The sequence below is a fragment of the Filimonas lacunae genome (genome assembly GCF_002355595.1).
Lineage (GTDB): Bacteria > Bacteroidota > Bacteroidia > Chitinophagales > Chitinophagaceae > Filimonas > Filimonas lacunae.
This window is the reverse complement of sequence record NZ_AP017422.1, coordinates 2,710,206-2,722,675: the sequence shown is the minus strand read 5'-3', so window position 1 is coordinate 2,722,675 and position 12,470 is coordinate 2,710,206. Positions and strand designations below refer to the sequence as shown.

Here is a 12,470-nt window from a genome sequence, read left to right as displayed (position 1 = left end):
CCTTGCAGCCACTATTTCTTCTCCAGTATCAGTATTTTTTCGTAGAATGCCGCAGCGGCATTACGTACCGCAATAAAATGAGAATAGTCTGCTGCGGAATATTCCACCTGGCTATAGGTTTCCTGCACGGTTAAAAACAAAGTATATCCTTTGATGGAATAGCTGCTTTTAAAACTCAGTGAGCCCCCCTCTGCCGTAGTATAACTGATATTCGTTTTCAGTTCATCTGCATTCGTTACCAGGTAAGTACGTGGCAGTCGTAAGGTGATGGTACGGGTAACTGTACGTCCAAAATCCAGTTCTACCGGCAGTTTGCGGGTGGTGTCGGATACAGCGGGGTATTGCTCCCCAATCAGCTTGCCAATGTTCAGCACCAGCTTCTTATTCATCATGTTTGTGATCAGCGAGCGGCTGTAAACATCTGCTGTAAGCGTTAAAGGCTTGCGGGCATAAGCATCGGCATAATCAAAGTTACGTACCTGCACATGCGTCATCTGGTTATCGCCTGGTAATGCCAGCAGCGCTTTACTCATTTCTCCCTGCTTTTCGCGGGGTTGATTTCGGTATGCCGGCAGGTAATCTGCCCCTGCATAGCCCCCCAGTAAACGCTTTTCCTTTATAAACACCGAGTCCATGCGCGGGTTTACATTCACTTCTTCTTCCAGGTTGTAAAAGTTATACTGTGCCGAATCCATAGGCACCCATTGAAAACTGGTTCCTACTGCTTTACGGGCCCCCATTACGGTGTCTTTCACCAGCAAGGCACGGGTGCCTGCCTGCAATGGATTCATATGCGGATAGCGAGTTTCCGCTTCTCCTGCGCTGATGTATTTGTTAATAGCCGGAAAATACAGCAATACCTCTTTTGCACGCTCCCAGTATTCCAGCTCTTCATCCAATGGAATATCTGTTCTGTTGGCCGTAAACGCCAGCTGAAAAGGGATTTTCATCTGCGTCAGTAAACCTGCCATCAGTCGTATAGCACCTTCCTTACCGGCTTTTTTGTTATCGATGATCTGTACCAGGTCAGTCAGGTTGGCCAGTGAATCGCCTGGTGGGGCTATATGAATATTGGTTTTTACATAATCTTCAATGGCAGCCACCTGCCCCCCCTGGCCCGCCGTAAGCGGGATACTGATTTGGGCAATCAGTTGGGCCAAAGCCTTTTCTTCCGATGCATTGCGGGTAGTATACAGCTGGCTTGCTTTTTTAGCAAACGCATTCCAGGTATATAAACGGGCCGGAGAATTGGCATTATAGCTTAACTTATAATCAATACGCGCCCGGTGTTTGGCCGCAAAGGAAAACTTCTCATCAGGCAGTGCAGGTAAATTAACTGCATTGGCTATAATAAACCTACGGTTATCAGCAGCAATCGTTTCATCCTCTACCACACAACCATGAAAACCTTTTACACTAAAACGCAGTTCATCCGAAGTAATAAAGGTAAAAACAGCTTGCTGGCAAGGCAGCCAGTCGTCCTGCAACACTTCCGAACCAAACAATTCCACGTTGCTCTTTACCTGGTACATCAACTCCACCTCCGCATCCTTTTGCACACTGTCTACTCTAAAGCACTGCACCCATTGCCCATCTCTGGCATATCCTTTCTCATCCCGGGCTGCATCCATTTTCACCGTGTGGGGAGTGATGTCAAAGCTTTTACCGTTAGCAAGTGTAATCCTTGCTTTCATATTATACAGCTTCGATTGCAGGGGGCGCAAAGTAGGGTAATGTGTAAATAGCTCCTGCCCTTCTGCGGAATGTATTTTAAATACCTGGTAATAGCTGTCTTCCCGCACCAGGTTACCCTCTTCTGTTTTATGCTCTATAGTATGCTTGTTTAAAATAATAACTGCAGGCGCCTGCGCATAAGCTGCGTTTACCTGGTGCAGCGCTGCCGGTGCCGGCCATACCGCACTTTGTGCCCATAACGAGGAAACAGAAAATGCAGTGGTAGCAAAATATCCTAAGGTAAAAACCAGCTTTTGTACTGACATGGGTGCAGGAAGATGTTTCGTTAATTTTTGCAATATTAACGGCTGTTTGCCGAAGCAGCCCTGTTTGGTCAACGCCTTAACAAAAAAATAGGTTGAAAAACTTGCCAGATTATACCGAACGGTATAATTTTACATCATCAAACAAGTACGTCATGTCAAAAGCCGAAGCCACACGCACCTTTATTATTGAAAAAACCGCCCCGGTTTTTAATAAGAAAGGCTACGCGGGTACTTCGCTGGCCGACCTTACAGAAGCCACTGGTTTAACCAAAGGCGCTTTGTATGGTAATTTCAAAAACAAAGACGAAATAGCCCTGGCCGCGTTCGATTATAACCAACGCCTGGTAAAAACCGGGTTAGCCCATATTAACAGCAAAAGCGCTATTGAAAAACTGCTGGCCATTCCCCAGTTCTTTAAAAGCAATTTTGCCGCCCTGGCTGCCAATGGGGGTTGTCCGGTGCTGAATACAGCGGTGGAAGCAGATGATAATCAACCTGCTTTAAAAGAAAAGGTGAATGAGGCTATTCATTTATGGAAGCAGCAATACGAATCACTGATACAGGCAGGCATAGATGCAGGAGAAATAAAACCAGGCGTACATCCTGGCAGTTATGCTAATATTTTCCTGGCTTTGTTTGAAGGTAGCGTGATGCTGAGCAAAGTAACCGGCGATCTTTCTTTTTTCAATGACGCCATGAACAGAACCACACAAATTATTAAAACGGAACTACAGATGTAGTCCCTTTTTTTCACCAAAAATATACCGATTGGTATATTTCAATATAAACTACAATTATGAACACAACAAACAACACCGTATTAATTACAGGTGGTAGTGCAGGTATTGGCCTGGAACTGGCTAAATTATTCTCAGAAAATGGCAACCGTGTTATTATTACCGGGCGCACCGCTGCTACCCTGCAGCAAGCCGCTGCAGGTTTAAAAAATGTAACAGGCATTACCTGTGATGTAACCAATGCCAACGATGTAGAAAAACTGGTGCAACAACTGAAAACCGGATTTCCCGATTTAAACATAGTGATCAATAACGCCGGGCAGGCTTATGTTTACAACCTGGTAGAAGATGCAGATGCGCATGTTAAAGCAGAAGCGGAAATGGTAACCAATTACTTTTCCATCATCCGGTTAAACAACCTGCTGTTGCCTTTGTTGAAACAACAGCCCGAAGCCGCTATAGTAACGGTATCGTCTATTGTAGCCTTTGCCCCTTCTGCCCTGGCCCTGCCTACTTATTCAGCCAGCAAGGCCGCACTGCATTCCTATACACAATCCTTACGGGTGTTACTGGAACGTACCAGCAATGTAAAAGTGTTTGAGTTAATGCCACCACTGGTAGATACTGCCTTTTCTAAAGAAATTGGAGGAGATAAAAACGGCATTCCGCCACAACAGGTAGCTACTGAGTTCTGGGAAGCGCTTGGTAAGGATACATTTGAAATACATGTAGGAGGCACTGCGGGTCTTTATCAATTGTACCTGCAGTCGCCCGAACAGGCTATTCAGGCAATGAACGCAGCCAGAGAAACCGCATAGCAAAAAACTAAGCCGGATGGGGCGCTACTATTTCGCAAGGCAGTGTAAGGTAAAATACACTGCCTGTGCCCCTTACGCTGGTGAAAGAAATATCGCCGCCCTGCAATTGCATAAACTCCCGGCATAACACCAGTCCTAACCCACTGCCCTTTTCATTACCAGTGCCATAAGTGCTTTTTACGTCCAGCGAAAAAATATCCCTTTGTTTGTTAATATCAATGCCAATGCCATCATCTTTTACCGATATCATACAAAGGTTATTATGCGCCATGGCCTTTAGTTCTATCACAGTATCGGCGTTGCTGAACTTGATAGCATTGTTCAGCAGATTGCGCATTACCAGTTGCAGCATATCAATATCCGCTGTTACCACAATGCGCTTATCAATATCCATATCCAGCCGTATGCCTTTACGGTGTGCTACCGAGCGGAATAGTTCAGCTGTTTTATAAATACTGTTATACAGGTTTATCTGGTTTAACTGTACTTTGTGCCCGCCAATTTGCTTTTTAGCCCAGCTAAGTACATTGGTTACCAGTTCCTGTGTGTTGGTTATGGTTTTTAATAAATGCCCTTCCAGCGATTTCTTTTCTTCATCGCCCATTTTCATCTCACTCATCATACTGAAATATTGCTGAATGGATGCTAACGGACCGCGCAGATCGTGCGATATAATCGACAACAGTTTATCCTTTTCACCGTTCAGTTGCTTAAACGCCAGCGCCTTTTCTTCCAGCTGCCTTTTCTGGTTGTTGTAATTGGTAAGAATTTGCGTGGTGCCTATGTACAGTAAAATAATCAGCACGATATAAGCCAGCGCATTGTCTAAAAACATATCGCGCCGCGTAACGTAGGGACTTTTAATTAAAGAAGGTTGAAAATATTCCCAGCCGATTAATACAATTACAATCAGCAGGTTAAAAGTGAGACAAAAAGGCCAGTATCGCTTGTCGGTGATACAGATGATCATAAACAGCGAAATAATAAAAATAAGCAGGCAAGGTCCCGTAACACCGGCCTGGTATACATAGTTAACAGCTGTGAATGCATTAATGATCACAAAACTGAGAATTACGGCCACCTTCAAACGGCCTTTTATCCTACTTAAAAAATACAGGTATCCTTGTGTTACCAGCAGCATGGAAGCGATTAAAGCGGCTACCGGAAGATGTATCAGTAAGGTAAAAGGAATTTCAAATAATAAGAGTAGAAATGCGATAAAAGAAAAAGCATGATATATCCTGCTTTCTAATGAAAAGGATTCGGGGTTACCAGTTACTTTCTGCCAGAATTTTACGCTCATCGTAGAAACAACACTTACCATATTCCGCCAACAAGGGTTTGAGTAGCCAAAGTTATCGGTAATAACTTAAATCTCAGCAATTTTGTTGTTCCTTTATACCCGGTTCATCCTCATTGTTTAGCGCTTTAATCACCAGTATGGAAAAGAAACTCTGTGCCATTAGTGGAAAACTACTACCCGCCCACGAGATGGTAAATGCGGCCTTGTTACGTAAAAACCTGGTGGAATTTATTCAGCAGGAAGTGCCTGGTTTTACGGAGCACAGCTGGCTACACCGCGACTCGCTGCACCAATACCGTAAGAAGTATCTGGAGCATATTATTGACAATGAAATGGGCGAGCTGAACAAGGTGGAGCAGCAGGTAGTGGAGGCCATTGAAAACCAGGAGCTGGTGGCCGACAGTTTAACCGTTTCTAGCGAAGAGCAAAGCACTTACGGACAACGCCTGGCCGATAAGGTAGCTGCCTTTGGCGGCAGCTGGACGTTTATCATCACTTTTGCAGTTATACTGCTGGCATGGATAACACTTAATTCGTTGTTGTTGCTGAACAAGGGTTTTGATCCCTATCCTTATATCCTGTTAAACCTTATACTCTCGTGTCTGGCTGCATTACAGGCACCGGTTATTATGATGAGCCAGAACCGCCAGGAAGCAAAAGACCGCCAGCGCAACGAATACGACTATAAAGTAAACCTGAAAGCCGAACTGGAAATAAGGCTTTTGCATGAAAAGATAGACCACCTGATGCTATACCAGAACCAGAAAATACTGGAACTACAGCAAATGCAAATGGATTACCTGGAGGAGATGGCGGAGTCGACACGGAAAAGGCCACACCAGTAACGGTTTAGCTTTGTTAGTGGCAACGCTTTTTCTATTTCAGCAATAGTTTACTGAATCTTTCTAACTCCGATACTTCGGCGGTGGTGAGCGTTTCGTTATTGTCGTATTTAGAACGCAGGAACACCACCCTTTTATGTTGGGGATATTTGTCAAGAATGGCTGTAATCAGCTGGCCTGCTTTTTCATCTTTCTGAAACACGGGTGCCACCACTTTTACTTCCGATTTAAAGCGGGTAGGCATTTTTAAAATCACCGCTTCCAGGGTAGCCACCCAGTTAGGGGGCATGTCCTGCACTTTCTGCGCCTTGCCCAGTAAGCCCTGCAATTGTTTTTTGCTGAGGCTGCCCCGCTCTTCATACTGGTGCATTAAGCTCATCACAAACAAACCATCCGGATTGGCCTGGTAGCAGGCATCCAGTATTTTTTCAATAACACCTATTTCTTGTTTCTTCTTATCCATTAGCACGAATATGGCGCAATATAAAAAAAGCCCCATAAAGGGGCCTGGTAATTTAGGATATAGCAACGGCTACTGTAATCTTCCATTCAAAATAAATTTCACTTTCACAGCTTTGGCTGTATCTGTGCTGCCCGGAAAGCCCATAACCACCGCGGTATATACGCCTGTTGCCTGAGCAGCAAGCACACTGCTGGCATTGATAGTTGCGCCATTATCCGCTTTGATAGTGATATCGCCAGGTGTTACTTCTTTAAAATCAGAGGAGATACCAAAACCGCTTACAAAGCTGATGGGTGAAGTACCGCCACTGATAGTAACAGTAGGTTGTGTGCTATCTGGTACTGCATTGATAAAACGAACATAGGCTTTACCATTGGTGCCTGATAAGTTATCAAAATTATCTCTTACAGTAATGTTTTTGTAGTTGTTGTTAGCACCTGCAATAACCACGGTATGATAGTTGGCAGTATCAAAGTTAAAACTGCTTTCGGCCAGGGTAGTATTGCTGCTTGCTACAAACGAACGCACCGTGTAAGTGCCTGGCCTGATAGCCTGGTAATCCATATAAGAAGGATACACTAATGAGGTGTTATAAAGCACCGAGCCACCTAGCGAAATATTCACACCACTCTGGTCCGACAAATTAAACACCGCTATGGCTGCGGAAACACTTCCCTGGTTGCCATTGTAATCAGATGATTTAGAACAGGACATTACCGCACCTGCTGCTATCAGCACACAACCCGTCATCATCACATTTCGAACTAAAGACAAAACATTCCTTTTCATCATTTCTATCCTTTTAATTAGTTAATGAGGTATTGATGTCTTTTATTTTACAAACGTGACAAAAAACTTTCACATTAACATTTCTATCACATTTACGCTTCTTCTTTATCATGTTGCGTCCAAACGAGGTTTTCAATAGAATAGCCTAACTTTTCGGCCTGAGCCAGGTAATCGGCTTTTACCGTTTCAGGAATATGGGTAGTCCGGCTCAAAATCCACATATATTTCAAATTATCCCCCACTACCAGCGCATATTGGTAATCTGCATCTACCGCTATTACATTATATCCGGCATAAAAAGGACCGAAAAACGACACTTTTAACCTGCCGGTGTTTTTGTCTTTTACAAACTTTGCCTTACCAATACTTTGTTTCCATTGGTTTTTAGTGGTATCAAATCCCCGGTTATCCACCTGAATGGCCCCATCTTCGCGCAGGCTGTAGGTGGCAGTAACATTGTTGAGGTGCTTTTCATATTTAAAATCCATCCGGGCTATTTCGTACCATTTGCCCAGGTAGCGGGTGCTGTTAAACGGACTTACCGCAGTAGCCCCTTTGGGTATAGACACGTTGCACGACATGCCCAGTATTACAATCACGCTGGCCGTGCCTATAGCCGCGGCAATAGCTACTTTATTGGCTTTTTTCATAGTTGTACGATTTTACCTGTGATTTTGTCAAAACCTGTGCCCACATTTTAGCAGGTGCGCAAATACACTGCATAGCAGCGCACGTACTTTGCAAGCATTGATAAACCATGAAAAAACAACGACGAAATCAACATGAACAAGTTTGAACGATTAAAAAACGACCTTGAAAACACCGGTACCGGAAAAATGAAAGCTTTTGGCAGCTCTATGTTACCCATTTTAAAAAGCGGCAGTAATCTCACTTTTATAAAAGCCGCTACTTACCAGGTAGGCGATATTGTGTTTTGCAAAGTAAAGGGCAGGTATATTGATGCCCATAAGATTGTAAAGCTGGACGCCCACAAAGGCTACCTGATTGCCAACAACCACGGTTTTGAAAATGGCTGGACCCGCATTGTTTACGGAAAAGTAATACAGGGGGAATACCAGAACAGGGTGATATATAGTAGCTAAAAATTGTATATTTGCTACACACCCTTTATCTTCAACTGCTACATGACTAAACCGCTACTGCTGCTGCTTATTGCAATCACCATTGCGTTACACTCTCATGCCCAAATAGAAAATAATAACTGGTATTTTGGCAATGGCACCGATGGCATCATATTTACCAGCACAGGCCCTCAAAAAGTAAGTAATAAATATCCCGGCGTTGGCTTTGAAGGCATGGTAGTGGTAAACGACCCGGTTACAGGCGCCCTGAAATTTTACTCCGATGGCCGAAGTGCCATCAACCGCAACCACCAGGTAATGCCCAATGGATCTAACCTCAGCGGCCACTGGTCGGGTGCGCAATGTGTGCAAAGCTGCCCGGTACCCGGCACCTGTGCTAAAAAATTCTACCTGTTCACCAACTCTGCCTGGGATCGAACTGCTGGCGCACTATCCTATTCCATCATTGATTTTACTACTAATGCACTGGGTGAAATCACCAACCTCAACACTCCCTTATGGTCTGGTCTTACCGATCAGGCAATGACGTTGGTAAACAAAACCGGCTCCAGCGATTACTGGTTAATATTGAATGAATACCAGCTGAACAATTATTACGTATGGCCTATTACGGCTGCCGGTATAGGCACGCCACAGAAATATACCTTTACCACTACCGGCTACACCTACCAGATGAACTATACCCGGTCAAACGGCAAGCTGGTAGTTACTGGCGAAGGCAACCGGGCCCTAACTATACTGGACTTTAACGCCACTACGGGTGTGTTATCGAACGAGCAGGTACTTGGGGCTTCCATTGGCAATTTTGCAGCCACCCGGTTTTCGCCCGATGGCACCAAACTTTATGCTGGCACACTCACCGGCAACACCCTGTATCAATACGATTTCAACACAGGCCAGTTCACAGACATGCACACCTGTTGCTACTCGCACGATCTGAAAATAGGCCCGGACGGCAAAATGTATTTTATCCGTTCGTATAACGATCCGCAACCTATTTCTGTGATCGACTTTCCGGACAGAACGGCTGTGGGCAATGCCTGTAATTATCACCAGATCACCTTCCCTACCAATTTCAACGGCGAGGTAAGACGCTTTCCCGAAATACTCACCCTGCCTGTTCCCCCGGTAGCACTGGAAGACAATACTACTTTCACCGGAACAACGGTGGATGTAGATGTGCTGCATAACGATTACGATACGCAGGGCGATGCTATTAGCCTTGACGCCATTGTGCAGGCCCCAAAATACGGCACGGCCACTATTGTAAACAACCAGATACGATATACCTATCCCGGCGGCTGTAACCAGCGCGATTCGTTGATATACCGCATTACCGACAGTAATTGCGAAGCAGATACCGCTTATCTTGTTTTAACGCTTCCCCGCACACCTATACTCACTACTGTAGATGCTGCTATCTGCCCTGGCAGCAACTATTACGGTCATACCACAGCTGGCACTTATACCGATAATTTTGTTACTGCAACGGGATGCGATAGTATACGCACCCTGAACCTGAGCCTGTACACACTGGCAGTTACCGATATTACCGATAACATTTGTGAAGGCGGCAGTTATGCAGGACATACCACCTCCGGCACGTATACAGATGTGTATAAAGATATTCATGGCTGCGACAGCACACGCACCCTGCACCTGACCGTGCTGCTGAAATCGTACGCCACACAAAACGTAATTATTTGCGAAGGCCAGAACTATTGGGGGCATACCGTTTCCGGAACTTACGCGCACACGCTAAGGGCCGCCAATGGATGTGATAGCATGGTTACCCTCAACCTTACAGTAAACCCACGCACCTACAGCACGCTTACTGCTACCATTTGCGAGGGAGAAAATTACCTGGGCTACACTCAAACCGGCACTTACCAGGATGTGTTCACCAACAGCCAGTCATGCGACAGCATACGCACCATCCGGTTAACCGTGCTTCCGAAAGACCGCACCACCTTGCTTAAAAGCATTTGTTATTACGAAACATTTGAGGGTTACAATACCTCCGGTGTATATAGAGACACCTTTAAAAACAGCAACAACTGCGACAGCATACGCACCTTAGTGCTCAGTGTGGAACCGCGGGCTGTTCCGTTACTAGGCCCTGATACTACTTTGTGTACCGGCAGCAGCGCAACCTTATACCCCGGCTCTTTTAAAAGTTATTTGTGGCAAAACGGCTCTACCGACAGCACGCTTACCATTACTAAAGGAGGCTTGTATACGGTAACAGTAGCCAATAACTGTGGCACAGAAAGCGCCAGCCGCCTGGTATTGGAAACAGAATGTAATATTTATTTCCCCAGTGCCTTTACGCCTAATAAAGATGGCCGTAACGATGAGTTTAAAATATTAACCCTGTTCCCGGTAACTGCTTATCACCTGGCCTTATTTAACCGTTGGGGGCAACAGGTGTTTGAATCAACCAATCCGAAGAAAGGATGGGATGGCACCTTCCATAACCTGATGGCCGATCCCGGAACGTATGTGTGGATGTGTGCTTATGTAAAAGAAGGCGTTAGCTATTCACAAAAAGGAACGGTGGTGTTAATCAGGTAAGCTTACAGGCTTTCAAAACTGTATTTAGCCATACTCCAGAATTCATCCAGCGCAATGATACGCGGCTTAAAAAAAGATATTACCGCAGGCCAGTCTTCATTGCGCAGGATGTTTACCCCTGTTTGCTGTTTACTTATCACGCTTATTACCTTACCATATTCATCTGTAATGCCTTCCTGCCAGCTCCAGTCGTCTTCGCCCAAAGCTTCTACCAGCATATTTTTCAGCTGCTGAAAATGCTGGTAGTGCCCTTGCTGCAAGGCAATGTCGGGTTGCGACAACACAATAGCTATAGTAGCCTGTTTGTTATCGGCATCCATTTTAAACCCGATACCGCTGATGCCTGTTTTATAATTGATCCAGCTAACCGCTTCGCCATCGGCCGACAACACGGGTTTCATATATTTTCCAAATGCTGTCCAAAACTCCTGTTTCAGCTTAGATACTTCCTGCCTTGAATACATAACTGCTGCTTGTTAATTGCAAAATGCAAAGCTAAGCCCGAAACAGTAAACAGCTATGCCGGCTTTTTTATACCATTACGGCAGCGGCCACCTGCTTAGGCTTTTGCCACAACAGCGTTACACATAGTACCGTGCAGCCAAACATCACCGCCGGCATAATCACTGCCGTACCATTATGTAAATAACTTACCAGCCACGAAGCCACCACCCCGGCAATCATTTGCAGGCTGCCCAATACGGCCGAAGCACGCCCCGCCGCCTGCGTAAAAGGTTGTAAAGCCAATGCCGTAGTGTTAGGGTTAATAAAACCCAATGCCAGCAAAAACAAAAAGGTACAACAGAGTATAACGGTAGCGCCTGCTATTTGTGTGTAGGTAATTACCAGCAATGCCAGCCCCGCTACAAACAGTAATATAGCTGCCTGCCTGGCAATGAAGGCACTGCTGTACTTTTTCAGCGCCAGCCGGTTTAACTGGCTGCCGGCAATTAATCCGCATGCATTCCAACCGAAAGCCCAACTATAGGCAGTGTCGGTAAAATGATACTTTTCCATAAACACAAAGGGCGAGCCTGCTATGTAAGCATACATACCTGCATAGCTTACCCCGCCCGCCAGTGTATACATCAAAAAGGTTTTGTTTTGCAACACCTGCCAGTACGACGCGCCCACTTCTTTCATCCGTAACGACACCAACGCATCTGCTGTTTTAGTTTCCGGTAACCATCTTGCTACGGCTATCATTAACATACAGGCTATCACTCCCATTACACCAAACACCCAACGCCAGCCCAGGTAGCTGTTTACCAAACCGCCAATAGTAGGCGCAATAACAGGTGCTACGCCCATCACCAGCACCAGCTGAGATAATATACGGGCGTTTTCTGCCGGTGCAAAAAAATCGCGCACCACGGCCCTGCTGGCTACCATACCCACACAACCGCCCAGCGCCATTAACAAACGAACTGCCACCAGGTAATGCACACCACCCGCCAGCGAACAACCCACGGCTGCTATCAAATACAGCAACAGCCCCGCCATTAACGGCTTTTTACGGCCGAACCGATCAATCAACACACCATAAATCAACTGGCCCACACACAGGCCCGCATAATAACTGGTTAAAGAGTAGCCTACCTGTGCTATATCAGTATGCAGGGCTTTGGCAATGGCCGGAAACGCCGGCAAATACATATCTATCGAAAAAGGGCTCAGTGCTATCAACGCCCCCAATATCAATATCAGCACTGTTTCGCCCTGCGCTGTTTCCAGTAAAGTAAGGTTCAACTGGTATTTATTCGTTTTTTTCATTTGTATGAATAATGGTGATACACAAAATTCCATCCTCCCCGGCTACCCAATGGGTATTTATGCACCAT

The 12,470-nt window shown here is 45.4% G+C and carries 12 protein-coding genes; 5 read left to right on the top strand and 7 right to left on the bottom strand.

Annotation, left to right across the window (positions count from 1 at the left end; translation table 11 throughout):
• Positions 1 to 11 precede the first annotated feature (11 nt).
• On the bottom strand, positions 12 to 2,000 hold the full coding sequence (locus tag FLA_RS10755) for a DUF3857 domain-containing protein (protein WP_076380466.1): 1,989 nt from the start codon (positions 1,998 to 2,000) through the stop codon (positions 12 to 14).
• A gap of 152 nt (positions 2,001 to 2,152) precedes the next feature.
• On the opposite strand from FLA_RS10755, the gene FLA_RS10750 reads away from it, so the two are divergent.
• Both FLA_RS10750 and FLA_RS10745 read left to right on the top strand, forming a co-directional pair.
• Positions 2,153 to 2,740 (top strand): TetR/AcrR family transcriptional regulator, encoded by a 588-nt coding sequence (locus FLA_RS10750; protein WP_076380465.1) that lies wholly within the window; start codon positions 2,153 to 2,155, stop codon positions 2,738 to 2,740.
• Positions 2,741 to 2,796: 56 nt separating this feature from the next.
• The gene (locus FLA_RS10745) at positions 2,797 to 3,555 is read left to right on the top strand and encodes an SDR family oxidoreductase (protein ID WP_076380464.1); all 759 of its coding nucleotides are present in this window, start codon (positions 2,797 to 2,799) and stop codon (positions 3,553 to 3,555) included.
• 7 nt (positions 3,556 to 3,562) lie between these two features.
• On the opposite strand, the gene FLA_RS10740 is transcribed toward FLA_RS10745, so the two are convergent.
• Positions 3,563 to 4,879, bottom strand: a complete 1,317-nt coding sequence (locus tag FLA_RS10740; protein ID WP_084206348.1) for a sensor histidine kinase — start codon at positions 4,877 to 4,879, stop codon at positions 3,563 to 3,565.
• Between the two features lie 116 nt (positions 4,880 to 4,995).
• On the opposite strand from FLA_RS10740, the gene FLA_RS10735 reads away from it, so the two are divergent.
• A complete protein-coding gene (locus FLA_RS10735) occupies positions 4,996 to 5,703 on the top strand; it encodes a DUF1003 domain-containing protein (protein ID WP_076380609.1) in 708 nt (235 codons plus the stop codon).
• Between the two features lie 31 nt (positions 5,704 to 5,734).
• Here FLA_RS10735 and FLA_RS10730 read toward each other — a convergent pair whose 3' ends face one another.
• The 3 genes from FLA_RS10730 to FLA_RS10720 form a co-directional block, all read right to left on the bottom strand.
• Positions 5,735 to 6,163: a hypothetical protein gene (locus tag FLA_RS10730; protein WP_076380608.1), complete on the bottom strand. Its 429-nt coding sequence runs from the start codon at positions 6,161 to 6,163 to the stop codon at positions 5,735 to 5,737.
• A 69-nt stretch (positions 6,164 to 6,232) separates the two neighbouring features.
• Entirely contained in the window at positions 6,233 to 6,955 is a 723-nt protein-coding gene (locus tag FLA_RS10725) for a DUF4397 domain-containing protein (RefSeq protein WP_084206347.1), read from the bottom strand.
• Between the two features lie 89 nt (positions 6,956 to 7,044).
• A complete protein-coding gene (locus FLA_RS10720; RefSeq protein WP_076380461.1) occupies positions 7,045 to 7,602 on the bottom strand; it encodes a lipocalin family protein in 558 nt (185 codons plus the stop codon).
• Between the two features lie 132 nt (positions 7,603 to 7,734).
• On the opposite strand from FLA_RS10720, the gene FLA_RS10715 reads away from it, so the two are divergent.
• Together FLA_RS10715 and FLA_RS10710 are read left to right on the top strand one after the other, a co-directional pair.
• The gene (locus FLA_RS10715) at positions 7,735 to 8,055 is read left to right on the top strand and encodes a S24/S26 family peptidase (protein ID WP_076380460.1); all 321 of its coding nucleotides are present in this window, start codon (positions 7,735 to 7,737) and stop codon (positions 8,053 to 8,055) included.
• Positions 8,056 to 8,097: 42 nt separating this feature from the next.
• Entirely contained in the window at positions 8,098 to 10,629 is a 2,532-nt protein-coding gene (locus FLA_RS10710; protein ID WP_076380459.1) for a T9SS type B sorting domain-containing protein, read from the top strand.
• A gap of 2 nt (positions 10,630 to 10,631) precedes the next feature.
• Here FLA_RS10710 and FLA_RS10705 read toward each other — a convergent pair whose 3' ends face one another.
• Entirely contained in the window at positions 10,632 to 11,093 is a 462-nt protein-coding gene (locus FLA_RS10705) for a DUF4268 domain-containing protein (protein ID WP_076380458.1), read from the bottom strand.
• Between the two features lie 67 nt (positions 11,094 to 11,160).
• Positions 11,161 to 12,402 (bottom strand): multidrug effflux MFS transporter, encoded by a 1,242-nt coding sequence (locus tag FLA_RS10700; protein WP_096510916.1) that lies wholly within the window; start codon positions 12,400 to 12,402, stop codon positions 11,161 to 11,163.
• Between the last annotated feature and the right edge of the window lie 68 nt (positions 12,403 to 12,470).

What these genes read in the sequence shown, in the direction of transcription:
- FLA_RS10755 (WP_076380466.1), bottom strand. Translation starts at nt 2,000, where the DNA reads ATGTCAGTACAAAAGCTGGTTTTTACCTTAGGATATTTTGCTACCACT.
- FLA_RS10750 (WP_076380465.1), top strand. Translation starts at nt 2,153, where the DNA reads ATGTCAAAAGCCGAAGCCACACGCACCTTTATTATTGAAAAAACCGCC.
- FLA_RS10745 (WP_076380464.1), top strand. Translation starts at nt 2,797, where the DNA reads ATGAACACAACAAACAACACCGTATTAATTACAGGTGGTAGTGCAGGT.
- FLA_RS10740 (WP_084206348.1), bottom strand. Translation starts at nt 4,879, where the DNA reads ATGGTAAGTGTTGTTTCTACGATGAGCGTAAAATTCTGGCAGAAAGTA.
- FLA_RS10735 (WP_076380609.1), top strand. Translation starts at nt 4,996, where the DNA reads ATGGAAAAGAAACTCTGTGCCATTAGTGGAAAACTACTACCCGCCCAC.
- FLA_RS10730 (WP_076380608.1), bottom strand. Translation starts at nt 6,163, where the DNA reads ATGGATAAGAAGAAACAAGAAATAGGTGTTATTGAAAAAATACTGGAT.
- FLA_RS10725 (WP_084206347.1), bottom strand. Translation starts at nt 6,955, where the DNA reads ATGATGAAAAGGAATGTTTTGTCTTTAGTTCGAAATGTGATGATGACG.
- FLA_RS10720 (WP_076380461.1), bottom strand. Translation starts at nt 7,602, where the DNA reads ATGAAAAAAGCCAATAAAGTAGCTATTGCCGCGGCTATAGGCACGGCC.
- FLA_RS10715 (WP_076380460.1), top strand. Translation starts at nt 7,735, where the DNA reads ATGAACAAGTTTGAACGATTAAAAAACGACCTTGAAAACACCGGTACC.
- FLA_RS10710 (WP_076380459.1), top strand. Translation starts at nt 8,098, where the DNA reads ATGACTAAACCGCTACTGCTGCTGCTTATTGCAATCACCATTGCGTTA.
- FLA_RS10705 (WP_076380458.1), bottom strand. Translation starts at nt 11,093, where the DNA reads ATGTATTCAAGGCAGGAAGTATCTAAGCTGAAACAGGAGTTTTGGACA.
- FLA_RS10700 (WP_096510916.1), bottom strand. Translation starts at nt 12,402, where the DNA reads ATGAAAAAAACGAATAAATACCAGTTGAACCTTACTTTACTGGAAACA.